Annotated in this window: 20 protein-coding genes, 2 tRNA genes and 1 pseudogene; 11 read left to right on the top strand and 12 right to left on the bottom strand. The window is 54.1% G+C overall.

Annotated features, from left to right (window positions below):
* Positions 1 to 33: 33 nt before the first annotated feature.
* Positions 34 to 1,182: a cyclopropane fatty acyl phospholipid synthase gene (gene cfa / locus KI228_RS10200; RefSeq protein WP_061070169.1), complete on the top strand. Its 1,149-nt coding sequence runs from the start codon at positions 34 to 36 to the stop codon at positions 1,180 to 1,182.
* Between the two features lie 41 nt (positions 1,183 to 1,223).
* On the opposite strand, the gene KI228_RS10195 is transcribed toward cfa, so the two are convergent.
* Complete coding sequence (locus tag KI228_RS10195; protein WP_061070170.1) at positions 1,224 to 1,865, bottom strand: riboflavin synthase; 642 nt, start codon at positions 1,863 to 1,865, stop codon at positions 1,224 to 1,226.
* Between the two features lie 219 nt (positions 1,866 to 2,084).
* Here KI228_RS10195 and mdtK point away from each other — a divergent pair, with 219 nt between their 5' ends.
* From mdtK to KI228_RS10175, 4 genes are all read left to right on the top strand, one after another.
* Complete coding sequence (gene mdtK / locus KI228_RS10190) at positions 2,085 to 3,458, top strand: multidrug efflux MATE transporter MdtK (protein ID WP_043001940.1); 1,374 nt, start codon at positions 2,085 to 2,087, stop codon at positions 3,456 to 3,458.
* Positions 3,459 to 3,609: 151 nt separating this feature from the next.
* Positions 3,610 to 3,686 (top strand) — tRNA-Val (locus KI228_RS10185).
* 4 nt (positions 3,687 to 3,690) lie between these two features.
* A tRNA-Val gene (locus tag KI228_RS10180) sits at positions 3,691 to 3,767 on the top strand.
* Positions 3,768 to 4,120: 353 nt separating this feature from the next.
* Entirely contained in the window at positions 4,121 to 4,426 is a 306-nt protein-coding gene (locus tag KI228_RS10175) for a monooxygenase (protein WP_043000818.1), read from the top strand.
* Positions 4,427 to 4,462: 36 nt separating this feature from the next.
* Here KI228_RS10175 and KI228_RS10170 read toward each other — a convergent pair whose 3' ends face one another.
* On the bottom strand, positions 4,463 to 5,260 hold the full coding sequence (locus tag KI228_RS10170; protein WP_043000819.1) for an MBL fold metallo-hydrolase: 798 nt from the start codon (positions 5,258 to 5,260) through the stop codon (positions 4,463 to 4,465).
* A 166-nt stretch (positions 5,261 to 5,426) separates the two neighbouring features.
* Here KI228_RS10170 and KI228_RS10165 point away from each other — a divergent pair, with 166 nt between their 5' ends.
* Together KI228_RS10165 and KI228_RS10160 are read left to right on the top strand one after the other, a co-directional pair.
* On the top strand, positions 5,427 to 7,037 hold the full coding sequence (locus KI228_RS10165; RefSeq protein ID WP_061070171.1) for an FAD-NAD(P)-binding protein: 1,611 nt from the start codon (positions 5,427 to 5,429) through the stop codon (positions 7,035 to 7,037).
* 83 nt (positions 7,038 to 7,120) lie between these two features.
* Complete coding sequence (locus tag KI228_RS10160) at positions 7,121 to 7,261, top strand: hypothetical protein (protein ID WP_090050030.1); 141 nt, start codon at positions 7,121 to 7,123, stop codon at positions 7,259 to 7,261.
* 118 nt (positions 7,262 to 7,379) lie between these two features.
* Here KI228_RS10160 and KI228_RS10155 read toward each other — a convergent pair whose 3' ends face one another.
* The gene (locus tag KI228_RS10155) at positions 7,380 to 7,571 is read right to left on the bottom strand and encodes a hypothetical protein (protein WP_044265393.1); all 192 of its coding nucleotides are present in this window, start codon (positions 7,569 to 7,571) and stop codon (positions 7,380 to 7,382) included.
* A 232-nt stretch (positions 7,572 to 7,803) separates the two neighbouring features.
* Here KI228_RS10155 and KI228_RS10150 point away from each other — a divergent pair, with 232 nt between their 5' ends.
* The 4 genes from KI228_RS10150 to KI228_RS10135 are packed head-to-tail and all read left to right on the top strand — an operon-like array spanning position 7,804 to position 10,903.
* A complete protein-coding gene (locus KI228_RS10150; RefSeq protein ID WP_061070172.1) occupies positions 7,804 to 8,637 on the top strand; it encodes an ABC transporter substrate-binding protein in 834 nt (277 codons plus the stop codon).
* Between the two features lies 1 nt (position 8,638).
* The gene (locus KI228_RS10145; protein WP_043000823.1) at positions 8,639 to 9,457 is read left to right on the top strand and encodes an amino acid ABC transporter ATP-binding protein; all 819 of its coding nucleotides are present in this window, start codon (positions 8,639 to 8,641) and stop codon (positions 9,455 to 9,457) included.
* On the top strand, positions 9,454 to 10,236 hold the full coding sequence (locus KI228_RS10140) for an amino acid ABC transporter permease (protein WP_172740614.1): 783 nt from the start codon (positions 9,454 to 9,456) through the stop codon (positions 10,234 to 10,236). The genes KI228_RS10145 and KI228_RS10140 overlap by 4 nt, the downstream gene beginning before the upstream one ends.
* On the top strand, positions 10,226 to 10,903 hold the full coding sequence (locus KI228_RS10135; RefSeq protein WP_061070174.1) for an amino acid ABC transporter permease: 678 nt from the start codon (positions 10,226 to 10,228) through the stop codon (positions 10,901 to 10,903). Before KI228_RS10140 ends, KI228_RS10135 begins: the two co-directional genes overlap by 11 nt.
* A gap of 4 nt (positions 10,904 to 10,907) precedes the next feature.
* Here the strand turns inward: KI228_RS10135 and ydhT are convergent, their stop codons facing one another.
* From ydhT to ttrS, 9 genes and pseudogenes are all read right to left on the bottom strand, one after another.
* Positions 10,908 to 11,717 (bottom strand): protein YdhT, encoded by an 810-nt coding sequence (gene ydhT / locus KI228_RS10130; protein ID WP_061070175.1) that lies wholly within the window; start codon positions 11,715 to 11,717, stop codon positions 10,908 to 10,910.
* A 3-nt stretch (positions 11,718 to 11,720) separates the two neighbouring features.
* Positions 11,721 to 12,506 (bottom strand): annotated as a pseudogene (gene phsC / locus KI228_RS10125) (thiosulfate reductase cytochrome B subunit).
* Positions 12,503 to 13,171: a 4Fe-4S dicluster domain-containing protein gene (locus KI228_RS10120; protein ID WP_044326967.1), complete on the bottom strand. Its 669-nt coding sequence runs from the start codon at positions 13,169 to 13,171 to the stop codon at positions 12,503 to 12,505. The pseudogene phsC and the gene KI228_RS10120 overlap by 4 nt, the downstream one beginning before the upstream one ends.
* A gap of 50 nt (positions 13,172 to 13,221) precedes the next feature.
* Positions 13,222 to 13,872 carry a YdhW family putative oxidoreductase system protein gene (locus KI228_RS10115; RefSeq protein WP_044254721.1) on the bottom strand — a complete coding sequence of 217 codons (651 nt, stop codon included), beginning with the start codon at positions 13,870 to 13,872 and terminating at the stop codon, positions 13,222 to 13,224.
* 9 nt (positions 13,873 to 13,881) lie between these two features.
* The gene (locus KI228_RS10110; protein ID WP_044265408.1) at positions 13,882 to 15,984 is read right to left on the bottom strand and encodes an aldehyde ferredoxin oxidoreductase; all 2,103 of its coding nucleotides are present in this window, start codon (positions 15,982 to 15,984) and stop codon (positions 13,882 to 13,884) included.
* A 20-nt stretch (positions 15,985 to 16,004) separates the two neighbouring features.
* Positions 16,005 to 16,631, bottom strand: a complete 627-nt coding sequence (locus KI228_RS10105) for a ferredoxin-like protein (RefSeq protein ID WP_043000829.1) — start codon at positions 16,629 to 16,631, stop codon at positions 16,005 to 16,007.
* Positions 16,632 to 17,077: 446 nt separating this feature from the next.
* Positions 17,078 to 17,287, bottom strand: a complete 210-nt coding sequence (gene fumD / locus KI228_RS10100) for a fumarate hydratase FumD (RefSeq protein ID WP_044254724.1) — start codon at positions 17,285 to 17,287, stop codon at positions 17,078 to 17,080.
* A 93-nt stretch (positions 17,288 to 17,380) separates the two neighbouring features.
* Positions 17,381 to 17,983, bottom strand: coding sequence for a tetrathionate respiration response regulator TtrR (gene ttrR / locus KI228_RS10095; RefSeq protein ID WP_043000831.1), 603 nt, complete (start codon positions 17,981 to 17,983; stop codon positions 17,381 to 17,383).
* Complete coding sequence (ttrS, locus tag KI228_RS10090; RefSeq protein WP_104010315.1) at positions 17,958 to 19,730, bottom strand: tetrathionate respiration histidine kinase TtrS; 1,773 nt, start codon at positions 19,728 to 19,730, stop codon at positions 17,958 to 17,960. The genes ttrR and ttrS overlap by 26 nt, the downstream gene beginning before the upstream one ends.
* Positions 19,731 to 19,851: the final 121 nt, after the last annotated feature.

Raw genomic sequence — 19,851 nt, 5'->3', positions numbered from 1 at the left:
AGGTTCTGATCACCGACCAGTGATGGAGAAACTATGAGTTCATCGTGTATAGAAGAAGTCAGCGTACCGGATGACGACTGGTACCGTATCACTAACGAATTATTAAGCCGCGCAGGCATTGCCATCAACGGCTCTTCACCAGCAGATATACGCGTTAAAAACCCCGATTTTTTCAAACGCGTTTTACAAGAGGGGTCGCTCGGTCTGGGTGAGAGTTACATGGATGGCTGGTGGGAATGCGATCGGCTGGACCAGTTTTTTAGCAAAGTTCTGCGAGCAGGACTGGAAAACCAACTTCCCCACCATTTCAAAGATACCCTCCGCATTGCGGCCGCTCGCCTGTTCAATCTGCAAAGTAAAAAACGAGCGTGGATCGTCGGTAAAGAACATTACGATCTCGGCAACGATCTGTTCAGCCGTATGCTCGACCCCTTTATGCAGTATTCCTGCGCGTACTGGAAAGACGCGGATACTCTGGAGGCGGCGCAGCAGGCCAAACTGCAGTTAATCTGCGAGAAATTGCAACTGCAACCCGGTATGCGTGTGCTGGATATTGGCTGCGGCTGGGGTGGTTTATCGCACTATATGGCGACGCATTACGGCGTCAGTGTGGTTGGCGTGACGATTTCAGCCGAGCAGCAGAAAATGGCTCAGGCCCGCTGTGCCGGGTTGGATGTGTCGATTCTGTTGCAGGATTATCGTGATTTGCACGATCAGTTTGACCGCATTGTCTCGGTAGGCATGTTTGAGCACGTCGGCCCTAAAAATTACGCGACCTATTTTGACGTGGTTGATCGCAATCTGAAACCCGAAGGGCTGTTCTTATTACATACCATCGGTTCGAAAAAAACCGACAATAATGTCGACCCGTGGATCAACAAGTATATCTTCCCGAATGGTTGCCTCCCGTCAGTACGTCAGATAGCCAACGCCAGTGAATCGCACTTTGTGATGGAAGACTGGCATAACTTCGGCGCGGATTACGACAAGACGCTGATGGCATGGTACGAGCGTTTTCTCGCTGCCTGGCCTGAAATTGCCGAGAACTATTCCGAGCGTTTTAAACGGATGTTCAGCTACTACCTCAACGCCTGCGCCGGCGCGTTTCGCGCCCGCGATATTCAGCTCTGGCAGGTGGTATTCTCGCGCGGCGTCGAAGACGGCCTGCGCGTAGCCCGCTAAACTTTCTTATGCCCCCGCCGTCTTGCGGGGGCTGGAGGGTTTTACGCTTCGCTGGCGGTTTTCGTTACCGCCGCTTCACGCGCAGCCAACACGCGTTCTACCGTATCCACCACCGCCTGCGTTTGCGGATCGATTTCGATATTGACGCGCGCGCCCAGTTTTTTCTTACCCAGCGTCGTGCGTTCCAGGGTTTCCGGAATGAGATGCACGCAAAAACGCGTCGCGGTGACTTCTCCGACGGTCAGGCTGATCCCATCAATCCCGATAAAACCTTTGTACAAGATGTATTTCATTAGCGTCGGATCCTGGACTTTTAACCAGATCTGACGGTTGTTTTCGGAGGTTAAAATCTTTGACACTTCCGCGGTGGTCATGATGTGACCGGACATCAGATGCCCGCCAATCTCATCGCTGAATTTTGCCGCACGCTCGACGTTAAGCAGGTCGCCCACCTTCAGATCGCCCAGATTGGTGATCCGCAGCGTTTCTTTCATCAAATCAAAACTAATGCGATTGCCGTTAATTTCTGTGACGGTCAGGCAGCAGCCGTTATGCGCCACCGACGCGCCCGTTTCCAGCGCGTCCAGCATGTATTCAGGTAATTCCACTACATGGGTGCGAAAATTGGGTTTTTCATCGATCGACACCAGTTTTGCGGTGCCCTGCACAATACCTGTAAACATACCTACAACTCCTGAATTCAGTTAAGCCATTTCTGCCTGCCACAATAGCAGTTGGAAAATCAGGTTGCCAGTGAAGTGCCCCTTGGCCTGTTTTTTTCACTGGTGAAATTAGCATTCATCGCTACAATAGACTGAAATTTCCCCTTACATCTTCTTCTTGCTGCCACCCGTGGCGGCTTTTTTAGTCTCTCAAATAAAAACAAAATGATAGGTGTACACGTGCAGAAGTATATCAGTGAAGCGCGTCAGTTATTGGCTCTGGCAATACCGGTGATTCTTGCGCAAATCGCCCAAACCGCAATGGGGTTCGTCGATACCGTGATGGCGGGTGGTTACAGCGCCACCGACATGGCGGCCGTCGCCATTGGCACCTCCATCTGGCTGCCCGCCATTCTGTTCGGCCACGGGTTGCTGCTGGCGCTGACTCCGGTGATTGCTCAGCTCAATGGTTCCGGACGCCGCGATCGCATTGCGCATCAGGTGCGTCAGGGCTTCTGGCTGGCGGGTTTCGTCTCACTGCTGATTATGATTGTGCTGTGGAACGCCGGTTATATCATCCGCTCTATGCATAACATCGATCCGGCCCTGGCGGATAAAGCCGTCGGTTACCTTCGTGCATTGTTATGGGGCGCACCGGGCTATCTGTTCTTCCAGGTTGCGCGTAACCAGTGCGAAGGTCTGGCGAAAACCAAACCCGGCATGGTGATGGGTTTTCTTGGCCTGCTGGTCAACATCCCGGTGAACTATATCTTTATCTATGGTCACTTCGGCATGCCGGAACTCGGCGGTGTCGGCTGCGGTGTGGCGACTGCGGCGGTCTATTGGGTGATGTTTAGCGCCATGCTCTGGTACGTGAAACATGCGCGTTCAATGCGCGATATCCGCAATGAACAGCGTTTCAGCAAGCCGGATAACGTAGTAATGAAGCGTCTGGTGCAACTGGGTCTGCCGATTGCGCTGGCACTGTTCTTTGAAGTCACATTGTTCGCCGTGGTGGCGCTCCTGGTTTCTCCGCTGGGCATTGTCGATGTCGCTGGTCACCAGATCGCCCTGAACTTCAGTTCGCTGATGTTTGTTTTGCCGATGTCACTGGCGGCGGCGGTCACTATTCGCGTGGGCTATCGTCTCGGACAAGGTTCAACGCTGGATGCGCAAACCGCCGCGCGTACTGGTTTAGGCGTTGGCGTCTGCATGGCGTGTCTGACGGCTATCTTTACCGTGACGCTGCGTGAGCACATCGCCCTGCTCTATAACGACAATCCTGAAGTGGTGACGCTGGCGGCGCAACTGATGCTGCTGGCGGCGGTTTATCAGATTTCGGACTCCATCCAGGTCATCGGCAGCGGGATCCTGCGTGGTTACAAAGATACGCGTTCGATTTTCTTTATCACCTTTACCGCCTACTGGGTGTTGGGATTACCGAGCGGTTATATTCTCGCCCTGACCGACCTGGTGGTGGACAGGATGGGGCCGGCTGGATTCTGGATGGGCTTTATCATCGGCCTGACGTCGGCGGCGGTTATGATGATGCTGCGAATGCGCTTCCTGCAACGTCTGCCTTCTACGGTGATTCTGCAGCGCGCTGCGCGATAAAGCGACGATAGCCGCCAGCTGGCGGCTATTCTCTCGACATTTTGCGCACTTCCTCCGCAATCGAGTGAAATCCGGAAGAAAATTACCATTTCCCTCTTGCCACCTCCCGGCTCTGCCGCTAATATTCGTCCCCGTTGTCACACACAACGTTGCGTTCATAGCTCAGTTGGTTAGAGCACCACCTTGACATGGTGGGGGTCGTTGGTTCGAGTCCAATTGAACGCACCATTTTGCGTCCGTAGCTCAGTTGGTTAGAGCACCACCTTGACATGGTGGGGGTCGGTGGTTCGAGTCCACTCGGACGCACCATTTCACCGCCTGGTGATAGGGTGCCTGTTCTCTTTCCCTGCTCTCCTATTTTTCTCTGGTATTATTTCTCATCACTCAGTTTCGCGTAATAAAAATCAATAAATTACCCATTCATTGATTCATATTCCTGACTTGCGGGTGTGGGGGAAGTCTTCGCTTACCTTCCCATTAACCGTGTTGTATTGATGCAGCTTATTAACTACTTTCACTCCTCGCTTGCCATGACCTCCACTGCAGCATGAATGGGGTTTGCGCGCCCTGATTCTGGTACACTCCCCGACATAGTGTCAGGGAGAAGAGTTCAGTTCATTGTCACTGTGAATGATCATTACGTCGTTGAATGGAGAATGGATATGCCGAAATTGTTACAACTTCACTTCGCTTTTACTGGCCCATTTGGCGCAGAAATGGCTGAGCAACTGCGTGGTCTGGCGGAGTCGATTAACCAGGAGCCGGGATTTATCTGGAAGGTGTGGACGGAGAGTGAGCAAAACAAGGAAGCGGGAGGGATCTATCTTTTCGAAAGCGAGGAGACCGCGCTGGCTTATCTGGATAAACATACCGCGCGTTTAAAAAACCTTGGCGTTGACGAAGTCATCGCGAAAGTGTTTGACGTGAATATTCCGTTGAGCAAAATCAACAACGCCAGAGTGGGTTAATAATGCCGCAGAGGGGGATTTTCCCCCTCTGCGGATTTAACGTGACGCCAGGCTGGAGAGATATTTTTCCCCCGAGCGTTGCACGATTTGACTGGCATTGTGGGTAATATTCTGCCCTTCAAATGCCCCGTACAGACTGGAAAACGTCACCGTGTTTAACCGCTGGATGATCCCACCGACGGTTTTCGATGACAGCGGCAACATGTTCGGATAGCTCCACATAAACGACACCGCGTCAGCACCGGGAGTGACCTGCAAGATATCTCCGGCGAGGATCGTCCCTTCCCCCTCCTCCAGATACAGAACCGTTCCCCCCGCAAAATGGCCGCCCAGACGCAATAAGCTGACGCCAGGAAGCACGTTGTGTTCTTCCCCTTCCCATAGCCGAATCCAGGGGCTGTCGCGCATGATCCAGTCCCTGTCAGCCGCGTGGAGCCAGACGGGAGCGTCAAACGCCTCCGCCCAGTCCTGCATGGTGGTGTAGTAATGAGGATGCGAAATCGCGATGGCGCTCAATCCCCCCATAGCGCGGATGAGCGTTCGGGTTGCCGGATCCAGATTCGCAACGCAATCCCAAAGGATATTTCCCACCGGCGTCCTGAGCAGAAACGCCCGCTGGTTTATGGCAAAGGAAGGAACCGTTTTCAGACTGAAAAGTTGCGGCGTATGCTGCTGCCACTTATTGGTATGGCTGGCGATGAGCTCATCAAAGTCCATCCAGGCCTGCCCGGATACAGGGATATATTGCCGCTCATCGTCGCAGATTTTACAACGTTTAACGTTGCCGTGGTGGTTATCGTATGAGGTGCCACAGGCTTTACACAGCGTTATCATCGTCACTCCTTTCCTCACAATAAACACCGTTAAGTATGGCAGAGGACACCGCTCGTCAGGCACGTAAGCGATTCCAGACCGAAACATCCGGGCCTTCCTCAACTACACTGACATGATGTAACCGCAATCCCAGCGGCAAAATAAAAATAACAGGACGGACAGGAGTATGAAAAAAATCGCGATTATCGGAGCTGGCCCCACAGGCGTCTATACCTTTTTCTCATTACTAAAAGAGGAGCAGCCACTGGAGATCGTCGTTTTTGAACGCGGAAACCGGGCAGGAATTGGTATGCCTTACACCCATTCTGATAATAGTCCAATGATGTTGGCAAATATTGCCAGTATTGAGGTCCCACCTCTTTTTGACACCTGGCTTGAGTGGTTGCAAACCCAGGAAGCGCAGTACCTTGCACAGTTTGCCGTTAAGAAAGAAACGCTGCACCAGCGTCAGTTTCTGCCACGCATTCTGCTCGGCGACTATTTTCGCGCGCAGTTTTTGCAAGCCGTCCACCACGCAGAAAATCGAGGATTTAAGGTGAGGTTGTACGAATCCTGTGAAGTCACGGATGTCTCAGCTGTGTCCACTGGCGTACAACTCTGGACCGATCAACACACGGAGCCGCTGCATGTCGACTTAGCAGTGATTGCCACGGGACACGTCTGGCCGGACGATGACGAATCCACGCACGCATTTTATCCCAGCCCCTGGTCCGGCTTGATGGACGCGGACGTGCCCGCCGCCAGAGTGGGCATTCTTGGAACCTCATTGAGCGCTCTGGATGCCGCAATGGCGGTTGCGGTACAGCATGGAACCTTTCACGAAACAGAGGAACATCAGGTCAATTTCACACTGAATAAAGGCAGTGAAGCGCTGGAGATTACGCTGATGTCCCGTTCCGGCATTTTGCCGGAAGCCGACTTCTATTGTCCTATACCCTATGAACCGCTGGAGTACGTTACCGATGAGGCTATTCAGCGCGAAATCGCTGCCGGTTCAACAGAACTCCTCGATCGCGTTTTTAGACTGATGCAGCAAGAACTCGCCTTAGCCGATCCCAAATGGGCCAGGCAAATGTCGCTCTCCTCACTGGATGCGGATAGCTTTCCCGTCGCGGTGTTTGCCGACAGAGCACGCAGCGATCCGTTCGAATGGGCGGCTGCAAATCTGAAAGAGGTCGACGAGAATAAGCGTAACAAACACACCGTTGCCTGGCGCTATACCTTGCTGCGTTTACATGAAAAGGTTCAGGAGATCGTTACGCACCTGAATGAACAGGATAGTGAACGATTTAACGTCGGTCTCGCTCGCGTATTTATTGATAATTATGCGGCGATCCCCTCAGAGTCAGTTCGCCGAATGCTGGCGTTGCGCGCAGCCGGTATTCTGCGCATTCTCACGCTGGGACAGGATTACAGGAAGGAGATAAAAGCGGATCGCACTGAGATTACGACGCACAACGATCGCCTGTCCTTTGACGTATTCATCGATGCACGTGGCCAAAAACCCCTGAAGACCAAAGACTTACCGTTCCCGCGATTACGCCAGCAATTACTGTCGTGTGGAGATGCAATTCCGGACGTTGGCGATGATTACACGCTTCAGGCACCAGAGAACGTTCGCGGACGAATTGCCTTTGGTGCCTTGCCCTATTTAATGCACGATCGGCCCTTTATCCAGGGACTCGTCGCCTGCCAGGAAATTGGCAACGCGATGGCCAGGGCAGTATCAAAACCGGCTTCCCGCCTGCGCAGACGTTTATCGATTTACGATCGCTAACGCCGCACGCATTGTGGATGCATCCAGATTCCTATTTGCTCTATACTTGTCGGAAGTCAAAAACGAGCGAAGAAAGGTGAATAATGGAAATTGATCTCGATAATCTGGTCTTTAACGGACTGGAAGAGGCGCAGGAACGTAACGCTGAACGTCTGGACGATGCGGACAAAAAAGCAGAATCGGTGATTGCCGATGATGACTGCGGCGACGCCTGCAAAATCTGATTTGTTTCAGCCTACCGCGCAGTTCTGCGCGGTAGTTCCTTCAACGTCTTTTATTTCCTTTGCATCTCCGTGGTGAGTGCAGATTTCATTCCAGTACACCTCGCGCATCCGACGGTGTTCAGCGTGTTGTTTGATCACGAAACCACTCCGGGTCAATGTTAGCAATGTCCACGCCATACAGGCTGGCGACAGGAAGAATGGACTCCACAACGCGCTGCAGATTGACCTCTGCACCGGGCTGTCGGGTCCGCTTTGGCGTGATGGCAACTCGCATCCAACGACGCGCCATCTGCATGTTTACCTTCTCCATCTCCGGCTCCTCTGTTTTGTCAGGTGCTTTTCATTGCAGCGCAAACCGCACAAAAAATGAAATGCGAATTCTGCGCACCGTTATCTGTTTTTGTTCGTTAGTAACCCTTCGTTAACACACTGTTCACTAATAACTTTTTGCATATAAATAAGACTTTTTTCTTCTTTTGCTGCGGGTTCGGGTTGTGGGAGCGTAAAAGGACAAACCAATAATTTCAGGGATATCAAAGAAAATGATGGCAACGAAAACACAACGTACGAAAAAAACGATTCTCGCCCTCGGCGTCATGCTCGCCACGAGTTTTTTGAGCATTCAGGCGCAGGCCGATCAACTCGCTGATATCAAGGCCGCAGGCGTGGTCAAGGTTGCGACGTTTGACGCTAACCCGCCGTTTGGCTCCGTCGATGCGAAAACCCATCAGATCGTGGGTTACGATGTTGATTTCGCTCAGGCGCTGGCAGCATCGCTGGGTGTGAAACTGGAACTGGTCGCCACCAATCCCGCTAACCGTATTCCGCTGCTGCAATCGGGGAAAGCCGATCTGATCGTTGCTGATATTACGATCACCCCCGAGCGCGCCCAGGTCATCGACTTCTCTGTGCCCTACTTTGTCACCGGTCAGCAATTCCTGGTGCCTGCCTCGTCACCCGATAAGCTGGATGAGTACAGCCGCGCACGCATTGGCGCAGTGAAAGGAACCACCGGTGAGCAGGCGCTACATCAGCGGTTCCCGCAATCCCGTGTGCTGGCCTATGATGATATCCCGCTGGCGTTAACTGCCCTGCGCAACGGCAACGTGCAGGCTATCACTCAGGACTCCACTATCCTGGCGGGTTTGCTCAGTGGCGCACCGGACAAAGCGCAGTTTAAAATCCTGCCGGATTTACTCAGCAAAGAGGAAATCGGCGTGGGCGTGAAGAAAGGCGAACCGGCGTTGTTGAAAGCGGTTAACGATGAATTATTGCGACTCGAATCCAGTGGGCAGGCAGGCAAAATTTATGATGTCTGGTTTGGCCCGGAAACGAAAAATCCGCAGCCGCGCACCTTTAAAATTGAGGCCAGATAAGATGCTGGCTGGTTTATTCACCCCGTCCGCAGCCGGAGCTGCGGATTTCCACACATTGCGCCAGGCGCGAGTTGAGTTACGCGACGTGGTGAAAGCGTACGGCGATCACCGGGTACTCAACGGTGTCAGTCTCACCGTCGAACCCGGTGAAGTTGTGACTATTCTTGGCCCCTCGGGATCGGGGAAATCGACCCTGATCCGCCTGATTAACCAACTGGAATCATTGAGTGGCGGCGATATCTTTATTGATGACAAACCGGTCGGTCAACTTAAGGGGGCCGCGCTGCGACAGCTGCGTAGCCGCATTGGTTTTGTATTCCAGCAGTTCAATCTGTATGCCCATCTGACGGCGCAGCAGAATATCACCCTCGCGCTGGAGTACGTCCACGGCTGGAATAAAACCGACGCCACACAACGCGCTTATGCCCTGCTGGAACAGGTTGGGCTGGAAGAGAAGGCTGGCGCTTATCCGGCACAGCTTTCCGGCGGTCAACAGCAGCGGGTGGCGATTGCCCGCGCGCTGGCCTCTTCGCCGCAAATTCTCCTGTTTGATGAGCCCACCTCTGCACTCGATCCGGAAATGATCGGTGAGGTGTTACAGGTCATGAAACGTCTGGCGCACAGCGGTATTACAATGATTGTGGTCACCCACGAGATGCATTTTGCCCGTGAAATCGCCGACCGGGTGGTGTTTATCGACGGCGGCGATATTCTCGAAATCGCCTCCCCGGAGGCCTTTTTTACCCGGCCGCAGCACCCGCGCACCCAGCGTTTTCTGCAAAAAGTGCTGGATCCGTTGCATCAGGAGTTATCACGATAATGCCGTCAATGGACTGGCAGGGAGTGCTCACCGGCCTGCCCCTGCAATGGATCCTCTCCGGATTTCTCACCACGCTGTGGGTCAGCGCCGCAGGCATTTTCCTCGCCACGCTGCTGGCCATTTTGCTGTTAGCCCTTCGTCTTTCCGGCCATCGCATGGGCCGTCGCCTGGTGGCTGGTTGGGTATCGCTGTTTCGTAACACCCCGCTGCTGGTCCAGTTGCTGTTCTGGTACTTCGCCGGCTGGAACCTGCTGCCGCGCAGTTTTATTACTTTTGTCAACGCAGAGCATGGCTGGTCAATCCTGCCCGGCAACGTCTGGTGGCTGACCCCCGAGTTTCTTTGCTCAGCGTGGGGACTCGGCGTCTTTACCTCGGCATTCCTGGTCGAAGAAGTCGCCTCCGGATTGCAGGCGGTCTCCGCCGGACAACGCGAAGCCGCGATCTCACAGGGATTTTCCTCATGGCAGACCTTCCGCCATATCCTGCTGCCGCAGGGACTAACCAATGCCTGGCAACCGGTGGTGGGGCAATATCTCAACCTGATGAAACTATCGTCATTAGCCAGCGGGATTGGCTTTGCGGAACTGACCTACCAGGTTCGCCAGATTGAAAGCTACAACGCCCATGCGCTGGAGGCCTTTGCCGTGGGCACTGCGCTTTATCTGTTCGCCGGCGTGGCGTTCGGTCTGCTGTTGACCCATCTGGGGCCCGCCCCCCGACTGGAAAAAAAGCCGCAACTCCGCCGGTTCCGGTTCAGGAGTCCCCAGCATGATCGCTAATATTGCGGTGATAACCGACAATCTGGATTATCTCCTGTGGGGACGACTGGCCGACGGTCAACCTGGCGGTGTATTGTTGACCCTGATGATGGCGCTGGGTGCGGCGGTGCTGGCCTTACCTGCCGGTATTGCCCTTGCCGCTCTCGCCTGGCGTTTTCCGGGCGTCATCCGTAAGGGATTGTTCATCTGGGCAGAGCTCATACGCGGGATACCACTGATCTTCGTTATTTTCTGGATGTGGTATCTGCTCCCTATGCTTACCGGCAGCGATCTGCCCGGTGCGGCAACGGTGACGCTGGCGCTGGCCTGGTTTACCGCTGCGTCGGTGATGCATTCTGTGTACGCGGGACTCAACGCACTACCCGCCGGACAATATGATGGGGCAGTGGCGCAGGGTTTTAGCCCTGTTCAGGCATTAAGAAGGGTTCTGCTACCGCAGGTGTTACGCCATATCCTTCCCTCCCTGACCGGGATATGCATTGGTCTGCTGAAGGACACATCGCTGGCGTTTATCGTCAACGTGCCGGAACTGACGACGGTGGCGGGACAGGTTAACAGCCGGGAACAGATTTACCCGGCGGCTATCTTCATCTTTACAGGCCTGGTCTACTATCTGCTTTGCTACGGGCTGGAGAAAGCGACCCGGCGAGGGTTTGCGCTTCGTTGAACGATCAGCACTCAACAAACTGGTGCGCGTCGTCGAGTCGGTATTTCACGCCGGCGCGGATCCCGGCTTCACCTTCAACCGCGACGGCGAAACGCATGCGTTTGCCGTCATGATACGCCAGCGCCGCGCAGCCGCCCGGTCCCAGCACGACGGAATCCACTACCCCGCTACTGGCAACGATCGCGTTATCGCCGTTACAGATGATATGCACATTATCGCCGCTGTTAGCGATTTTCGCATTGGCGCCAAAGCTCACTATCTGGCTCAGGTCACCGTTACTGGCGACATGATTTCTTTCACCGAGCGAACTCACCCGCACACGCATCCCGCTGCTGGCGATCCGCGTTCCGTTACCGGCGCTGCTGATTCGCGTGGAGTTTCCTGCGGCGGCCAGCCGCGCGCGATCCCCGGAACTGCTGATATGGCTGTTGTAGCCAACGCTGCCAATGCGCACGCAGTATCCCGCACTGGCAATTTGTGACGCATAGCCTGCGCTGGCGATCTTCATGTTATCACCCGCACAGCCCAGATTCGCGTTATCACCCGCGTTCGCCACCTGCTGATCGCCCATTGAGATATCTGGCCGCGCCAGTCGCGACATGGCGGAGATATCCTGGCGGGCAAAATTTTCTTCATCCAGCCAGCGCGACCAGGCGTATTCCACCAGGCTGTTCGCCCAGTCGAGATAACCTTCGCGACTCAACGCCCGATGCACATCAGCGTAGTTGCCGCCTTCAGGAAAACGGCGCAGAAACCAGCGGTACATCACCGCGCCAACCCGCCAGTTGCGTATATCTTCTCGCGTGATCAGCATACGTTAATGCCGGTGATAGCCATCGACCATGCAGCGGAACGTTTCGCCAGGCGTGCGGCCCGTAGTGCACAGGTAGAGGTGACCAAAAATAAAGAACAGGCTGATGATTGCCAGCGCGAAATGCGCCTGCAATAACCAGTAGCGTACGCCGGGGAACAGGTCGCCCACGACCTGCGGATAGAGCGCCAACAATCCGCTCAGCAGCAACAATGGCAACAATCCGTACATCACCCCGACATAGGCCGCCTGCTGTAACGGATTAAACTTCGAACGCGGTGTTGCCGGGAACGGATGCGCTTCCCCCTGCATAATGCCAAACAGATAGAAACGGGTCTGTTTCATCGCTCGCGCCACCCAACCCTGGGGACGGATAATGTAATGATGACCGTTCCCGCCCAACGCATTGATCAGCACGAAACCGACCCAGCACGCCAGCAGCAGAAATCCGCAGACTTCGTGCACCGTCAGCAAGCTGTTAATTACCGCCGCGCTGACCAGCGAGAAATGGTTGATTAGCCCGCTACCGAGCAGGAGTAAAAACAGCAAGGCATTCGACCAGTGCCACAGGCGTACCGCGCGAGAATACAGGTAAACCTTCTCACCATGCCCGGCGGCTGCCTTGTTGGCCGCGCGAAAGCGAAGCCAGGCGTGTAACCCCAGCACCAGCCACATCGCCACCAGCAGAAGTCCGGCGATCACCAGCCATACGGGCTAATACTCGGGAGAAAATACCGGCACATAATTTGCCAGTTGGGCCTGGAACTGTTCAGCATTCTGCGACGCGTTCATACATTATCCTTTTTAATCAAATGTTGACCGAACCGACGATACAGATGGGGTTTGCCCGCGCCCGGAAGTTGATACTGGTAATAGTTATTTTCCTGAAGCCAACGCTGGATGTCCGGGCTGTCTTCGCGTCCAAACAGCAGCGCATGTTCCGGACAGGCGGTCACGCAAATGGGCGGAAAACCTTTTGCCAGTCGGGACTCGGCGCAAAAATCGCATTTGTCCGCCACTTTGGTTTGCGGATTCAGGTAACGCACCTGATAGGGGCACGCGCCGATGCAGTAACTACAGCCAATGCAGCGCGAACTGTCGACACGAACGATCCCGTTCTCATCGCGCCATGACGCACCGGTCGGGCAAACCTCAATGCAGGGGGCATCATCGCAGTGCTGGCAGGACTGACGGAAGTAGTGATACAGCGTCTCGTTGTCATTATCTGAAACGGGAATATGCGCAATCGACAGGCGACTTCCCTGCGCGGGAACATGATTCGTTTTGCGACAGGCGCGGGTACAGATGTTACAGCCATTACATCGCGATTCATCATGGATCATGACGTAACGAACGGGGCCGCTGGCTGTTGTCTTCGCCAGCAGCGTCTGGCCGGGTCCGCTGAAGAAAATGACCGTTCCCATGCCAAGCACAAATTTTCGTCGAGTGAAGGACATCTTGTTATCCTCTAATGCTGTGGTCGCGCTCGTCCACGCTTTCCATGAATTCAGGGATTCTGAAACTGCTCAACTTCCAGCCATTCGCACAAGCCGTATGCTTTGCCGTAACTCATAAAGCGTTCGCTGAATAAATACGGCACGTCGTTCGACGACGAGACCGGGCGAATATCGGCATAGTCGGGGTGCGTTTCAATCGCGGCCAGCGCGGCTTCTATCTGCTCAGGCGCGAAACCGTAAGGCGATTGTTCCAGCATGGCGATTTTGTACGGACGCGGATAGGTCTGACAGTCAAAGCGCACCGCCAGTGCGATTGCCCGACAGATATCCTTTTCCACCACCTGAACACACATGCCGGCATAGTTGGCGGTCATGGTCTGGGTTGAGTAGTAATATTCATCCTGAGAGCCCTGCACACAGGCGATATCCTCGCCGGCGAGCCCCTCTTTGAGCGTGTCCAGTAGCGGTGTGAGCGCCGCCTCTTCTACGGAGTACGGCGGCTGCAAGAACAGCTCGCGCGCGACAAGCTGGCCGTTCGCCGAATGCTGGCGGATAAAATCCGCCATAATCTCAGCAGGGCTTTCTGCTACCGCCTGTTCATCCGCGCAGGCTATCGGCTCATGTCGCCCCTGCAACCACTGCCGCTTTTCGAGATCGACATCCGGCGCGATAAGTTGGCTCACTTCCTCTGGTTGGCTCATGTTTTTTCCTTACGCCGGCAACAGATTCTGCGCGGCCAGGTCATCGGCGACATCTTCCAGGCCGAGTCGATTCAACGTCTCACGCGTCGGGCAGCCCAATTCAGGGTGCCAGCCCATCTCTTTATAAAACAGCGTCAGGGATTCACGCATATCGTCGCGGTCCATCTTGTCGGTGCCTTCGCTAAAGACCGGAATCTTCGGATCCTTATCAAACACCCACGAGCAGATCAGATCGTGCGCATTGCGCATATCGTTGGTCTGCATCAGTTTCACCGTGTAGGCGCGATGTAGAGTGAAGATACGTTCTGCGGCTAAATCGAGACTGGCCTGAGTGGTTTCATCACCGGTTACGGCCTGAAAGAATTTGGCTTCCAGATCGAGATCCCCGCGATAGTTGCGACTTTTCAGCGGCGACACGGTCATCGGCCAGACCCAGTTACACAGCGTGACGGCGTTATGCAGGCACACTTTCAGCAACGTCCATTTGGCATATTTAATTTTTGCCGCGTTGATGGGCGTGTAATTTTTCGTTTCATCGTAGGCGTCTGGTGAACCAAACAGTTCCGCGGCGACTTCCCGCTGGAGTGTTAAAGGCAAACCCGAGCCGATGAAATTGATGTGGGTGTGGGTCATACAATCGCGGTTGAACATGCAGTTGGTGATGGCCCCCACCTGCGCCGAGGCTTCGTTGGCGTGGTGAACCGGAAAACCAAACGGTGACCACAGTTTATTTTTTTCATACGCCCAGTATTCATCACCCAGTTGCCAGCGCTCGGCAATGGCATACGACCCATCCGCCAGATGGCTAAGTTCACCCACGCGATGCGCCAGACGATAATAGAAATCCTTGATGAAATTCGGATCGCCCGCTTCCAGTTGATCCCAGCGGATCTGGGCATATTCTTCCGCCGGCAGGACGCGTTTAAACACCCCTTTGCTGTAGCAATACGTAAAGTCGCGGTGCAACTGGCCGTAGTTACACCAGATACCGTAGTCATCAAACAGATTCAGACCCACCAGGTTGCCGATGACCCGGCCATCGCCTTTGTCTTCAAAGTCCTGCGGACCGTTCGGGAAAATGGTGGTATGGACGAAGTTCGCCACGCAGGTATTCCCGCCGGTGCTCGGCACGCCAAAGTCCTTCACGCGAGGAATGTTCATCTGCGTCATGCAGCGAATCGGACAAGAATGGCAGCCGCTCATTTTCACCGTGTACTTTTCCGCTGCCGGACCTAAATCGAAGACCGATTTGTAGGTCCTGAAGCCGACGGTGTTCTGATTACCCGGCGGGATCTCGCCGGTCTCGATCGGCCCACCTTCCGCCGCGCCCCAGAACAACCCTTTGCGTGCAGTCCAGCGTGACGCGGGCGAGGAATATTCCGCCCATGCCTGCGGTGTGCTGGGCACAACATGGTTATTATTCGCGCCAATCAGCTCCGTCATCATGTAATCATTCAACCGCTTCATCTCTTTGCGATCGGCAATGTTGACGCCTTTGGTCCCTTCCACGGCGATGGCTTTCAGATTTTTCGACCCCATCACCGCGCCGGTCCCTGCGCCACCGCTGTGGTTGCGGCTATTGAGCATACAGGAGAGCGGCACGAGGTTTTCACCCGCCTGACCAATCGCCGCCACGCAGGTTTCTGGTGACGTCATCCGGCAAATTTCTTCCGTGGTTGCACGGGTGCCTTTCCCCCACAGAAAATCGGCTTTTTCAATCGTGACCTTGTCGTCTTTAATATTGAGCCAGACGGGGGATGCCGCCTTGCCTTCAATGATGATGGCGTCATAGCCGGCAAATTTCATTTGTGCCGCAAAAAAACCGCCCATATGTGCATCGACAACCAGATTGCCTTTTGTGAATGTAGAGAGCGACGTGATATTAACGCGAGAACTGCATGGAGCGCCGGATCCGGTAAGCGGTCCCGTCGCAAAAACTAATTTATTGCCTTCATCAAAGGGTTTAGTGCCAGCGGGAACTTCGTCGTACATAATTTTGTAGCCGAACCCCATACCGCCGACAAATTTTTTAAATTTACTGGAATCTTCAAGGGTAATATCGCCTGTTGTAAGATTGACCCGTAAAATATTACCTGTCCAACCGTTAGCCATAATGTTTTCCTTTGCAAGATTCAAACAGTAATATCTTTCCACTCGATGATTTTTAATGCCCCGGTCGGGCAGGCACTGGCGCACTCACCGCATAACACACATTTTGATGATTTCTTCGTTTCGGTATTGACGGTGGCCATCATCCAGGGACACGCGGTAGTACAGGCGCTGCAACCGATACAACGTCGGTGGTCAACGGCAATGCAACCGTCTTCCTGGCTCCAGGTAATCGCCCCAATGGGGCACACCTTCATGCACTGCGGATCTTTGCACTGACGACAGGTGTCCGGGGTGTAGTTCAGATCGCCATACAGGCCGCCGCCGGAGCCTGGTCCCTTGTCGCCAAAGAAATAATGACGGTGAATTTTAATGCGGGAAAAGAAGGTGCCGACGGCACCATCATTGTAATTGGTACAAGAAATTTCACACCGATGGCAACCGGTACAGCGGGCGCGTTGGGTTACCAGCACCCCTTTCGGCGTGGAGATCAACCCCACGGTGCCGCTATCGATATCTTCTTGCTTACAGCCAAAAAGTGACAGTAACGCGGGCGCGATGGTTAACCCTGCCAGGCCTTTTCCTGATATACGCAGGAATTCCAGCCGCGTTAAGCCAGTATCTAATAATGGACGATCAACCTGGTTCATTTATTTTGCATCCTCTTCGCAAACGCAGTGCCGACAACACGTCCCAGGCTGATGCTAATTATGCTGAAACAGAGCCTCTGATGTTGCCTCCCACAGCTGAAGTTCTGCCATAACCGGATTGCATAAATAACGCAACTTAACGCAAATAAACCAATCCTTTAGGGTTAGGCGAAATAAATAATGGGAGTTATTGGTAGGTATGACTTTGATCATTATCAATTAAAAATGGGAAGGGAAATATTAAATGCGTAGTGATATTTATTATCATAAAGACAGTGAAACACTGTTCCACCAGATTACAAATAAATGTGAAATTGTTCCCAACTATAAATTAAAAAGCGGTCGTGATATATTAAAAAATATAGCGAATTAGCCAATAACGGTAATATTGCCCCTGAATAATTCGCGTTTCAGGAAATAAGGGATGCGTTCATCCCCTAATGCGGTTAGCTGGCCAGCGCTTTGATTACCGTTTCCATTGCCTGTTTTTCGAGGTCGCTACGCTGAATACGCTGGTTCGCCAGTGCGGTTCTCAGTACCCCGGCAATCACGATATGTTTGGGTTCCTGTCCCAGATCGCGCATTTCCAGCACCACTTTGCCAACCACTCTGCACATCTCACGGTACAGTTCATCGTCTTTTGTCAGGTTTCCCATTATTGTCTCTCATTGCTGGTCCAGTTAAACAGCATATATCAGACTGCAGGCGATGACAAAAAACAAAGAAAATCAAATAAATAACTCACGGTACTATTCAACGATATGCGTTTCTTTCAATTGTTGCCATTTGTTGACCAGTGCCGCCAGATTTGCCGCCTGCATTTTTTCCATCACCCTGGCGCGATGTACTTCTACCGTGCGTACCGCGATGTTCATCACCTGCGCAATCTCGCGGTTCATCAGTCCATTAACGACGAAACCTGCTAACTCACGTTCTTTTGCCGTAAGTGCGCGATAACAGGTGATGATCTGTTGTCGGGCTACGGCCTGTTCCGATACCACCAGCGCACGCTCCAGCGCCGTTTGCAGCGGTCTGGCGCTGACCGGTTTTTGCAAAAAGTCTACCGCCCCCTGCTTCATCTGCTCGACGGCCATCGGCACGTCGCCATGTCCGGTCAGAAACACCACTGCCAGCGTACTTTCGCGCTGGCGCAACACCGCATGGACATGCTTACCATCCATGACCGGCATCCGCATATCCAGCAGCAGTACGCCGGTCTGATACAAATCGGCCTGCGCAAGAAAAACAGCCCCTTCTTCCCAGCACGTGACCGGATAGCCCAGGCTCTCCAGAAGAAAGGCGCAGGCATCGGTGACCGCCACATCATCATCCAGTAAATGAATTATCGTCATTGCCGCTCCTGTCCTCCCGTTGAGTAAAATCCAGTACAACCGCCACGCCAGGCAGCCCGTCAGGCGCGGTCTGATTTCGCAGGTTAATCTCTCCCTGACCGTAACGTACCAGCCGCTGACAAATCACCAGCCCCAGTCCCATCCCCTCTTTCCGACTGGTTTTGAAGGGCTGAAAGGCTTGCTGCAATAAGGCATCGTTGATACCGCCGCCATTATCCTGCAACGTCATGTGCACGCCCTGTGTCGACACTGAGGCGTCAATCCACAACGCGGTGGCACCCGCCTGCGCCGCGTTGAGGATCAGATTAGCCAGCACCTGCTCCAGCAAAACCGGCGGCAGCAACATCGTCAACGCGCGATCGATATTGCTGTGTAAAATTAACATCGGAAACTGCTGTGCCATGCGTAACAGTTGCCAGACATGTTGAACCGCCTCGCGAATGCTGATGTTCTCCCACTCTTCCGTGCGGATCGGGCTTCCCTGAGCCTGACTCACCCAGCGCCGCAAATTACGCAGCGTTTCGGCACCGCGCTCCGCCTGCCGATCGATATGCTCGAGCGCAGGCAGTAACGCGTGCGCCGGATCCTGAGACTGCAGGCGAATCAGGCTGCCCTGCGCGTAATGGCGAATAGCCGACAGCGGTTGATTCAGTTCGTGCGCGAATCCGGAGGTCATTTCGCCGAGAACGCTCATCTGCCTGGCCGTTTCCAGCGCCTGCTCCTGCTGGCGCAACTGGACGCTGTTGCGTTCAAGTTGTTTACCACGGCGACGAACCAGCAGCATCACCCAGATGTAGTTCAGGGTCAGCAAAAGCAGGATCAGCGCAGTCCCGCCCATCAGCCACTGATGTTGTATCAGCCAGCTTTTCACATCCAGCCATAAGCGTCGCTGCTGTGGATGCTGCTGTACGTCGCGCAGTAACGCCTCCACCTGGCTGGTCGACGCCGGCGCTCCCCAATGGAACGCGGAGGTGTCAGGTGCAGCCAGCAGCGCGCGGGTGACGCGATCGGCCAGCGCATCACTGACCGCAGGCAACGCGGCAAACGACCAGTCAGGATAGAGCGGCGTACTGGCCAAACAGGCAATATTTCCGGGACGGTTGAGCACCGCGACAAAATCGGTTTTATCAACCAGTCCCTCTTCGTCCATTTTTTCCAGCAGGCAGACCGGAACAATCACCGCCTGCACCGCGTTTTCACGGAGTAAATAAAGAAGCGCATCGGCTGGAAAACCAGTAAAACGCAGGTTGAGGTCGCGCTCCGGGCGCAGGCCGGCGTCGCTCAACGCTTTGTATCCCAGCAGGTAGCCGCCGAACGCCTGAGGATCAATGGCCCCCACTGTTTTACCGATCAGATCGTGCACGCTGGTGATACCGCTGTCGCGCCGGGCAAGGATCGCACTACCAATGACGTTCCCCGTGCCGCGCGCAGAACGCAGAGACGCCAACCAGCGCAGCGGTGAATGGCTGTTCAGTTGCACAAACTGTGCCGGGTTGGTCACCACAAATTGTACGCTTGCGTTGTTGACCGCCGCCTGCATCTGATGCAGATCCAGCGGCAGAATGTGGAACCGTTCTCCGGGAATCTGCTGATTAAGCTGCGTTTCCAGCGCCTGCCAGTGGTTACGGGTGGAGACCTCACCCCGCATCGCCAGAATCCCGATATTCCATGCGCCCGCCAGCGAAGCGCCGCTGAACATTAAGGCCGACGCCAGCAGCGTCAGCCTCATCACCTTTTTACCTCTCACACCCTTATCCCCGTTGATTATGTTGTTTTAGATCAACAACCCGCCGGGTATGTGGTTAACCACAATAGAGCTGCCCCCGCCACGATTTTTACACTGTAAATCATCGACATTCTTTATTCAT

It is taken from the genome of Citrobacter amalonaticus, assembly GCF_018323885.1.
Classification (GTDB): domain Bacteria; phylum Pseudomonadota; class Gammaproteobacteria; order Enterobacterales; family Enterobacteriaceae; genus Citrobacter_A; species Citrobacter_A amalonaticus.
This window is presented reverse-complemented; position numbering and strand designations above follow the sequence as displayed.

Coding starts and splice junctions, on each gene's coding strand:
- KI228_RS10115 (WP_044254721.1), bottom strand. CDS start 13,872: ATGAGCCAACCAGAGGAAGTGAGCCAACTTATCGCGCCGGATGTCGAT.
- KI228_RS10150 (WP_061070172.1), top strand. CDS start 7,804: ATGATGGCAACGAAAACACAACGTACGAAAAAAACGATTCTCGCCCTC.
- KI228_RS10170 (WP_043000819.1), bottom strand. CDS start 5,260: ATGATAACGCTGTGTAAAGCCTGTGGCACCTCATACGATAACCACCAC.
- cfa (WP_061070169.1), top strand. CDS start 34: ATGAGTTCATCGTGTATAGAAGAAGTCAGCGTACCGGATGACGACTGG.
- KI228_RS10195 (WP_061070170.1), bottom strand. CDS start 1,865: ATGTTTACAGGTATTGTGCAGGGCACCGCAAAACTGGTGTCGATCGAT.
- KI228_RS10155 (WP_044265393.1), bottom strand. CDS start 7,571: ATGGAGAAGGTAAACATGCAGATGGCGCGTCGTTGGATGCGAGTTGCC.
- KI228_RS10105 (WP_043000829.1), bottom strand. CDS start 16,631: ATGAACCAGGTTGATCGTCCATTATTAGATACTGGCTTAACGCGGCTG.
- KI228_RS10160 (WP_090050030.1), top strand. CDS start 7,121: ATGGAAATTGATCTCGATAATCTGGTCTTTAACGGACTGGAAGAGGCG.
- ttrR (WP_043000831.1), bottom strand. CDS start 17,983: ATGACGATAATTCATTTACTGGATGATGATGTGGCGGTCACCGATGCC.
- fumD (WP_044254724.1), bottom strand. CDS start 17,287: ATGGGAAACCTGACAAAAGACGATGAACTGTACCGTGAGATGTGCAGA.
- KI228_RS10110 (WP_044265408.1), bottom strand. CDS start 15,984: ATGGCTAACGGTTGGACAGGTAATATTTTACGGGTCAATCTTACAACA.
- ydhT (WP_061070175.1), bottom strand. CDS start 11,717: ATGCTGATCACGCGAGAAGATATACGCAACTGGCGGGTTGGCGCGGTG.
- KI228_RS10120 (WP_044326967.1), bottom strand. CDS start 13,171: ATGTCCTTCACTCGACGAAAATTTGTGCTTGGCATGGGAACGGTCATT.
- KI228_RS10165 (WP_061070171.1), top strand. CDS start 5,427: ATGAAAAAAATCGCGATTATCGGAGCTGGCCCCACAGGCGTCTATACC.
- KI228_RS10145 (WP_043000823.1), top strand. CDS start 8,639: ATGCTGGCTGGTTTATTCACCCCGTCCGCAGCCGGAGCTGCGGATTTC.
- KI228_RS10135 (WP_061070174.1), top strand. CDS start 10,226: ATGATCGCTAATATTGCGGTGATAACCGACAATCTGGATTATCTCCTG.
- KI228_RS10175 (WP_043000818.1), top strand. CDS start 4,121: ATGCCGAAATTGTTACAACTTCACTTCGCTTTTACTGGCCCATTTGGC.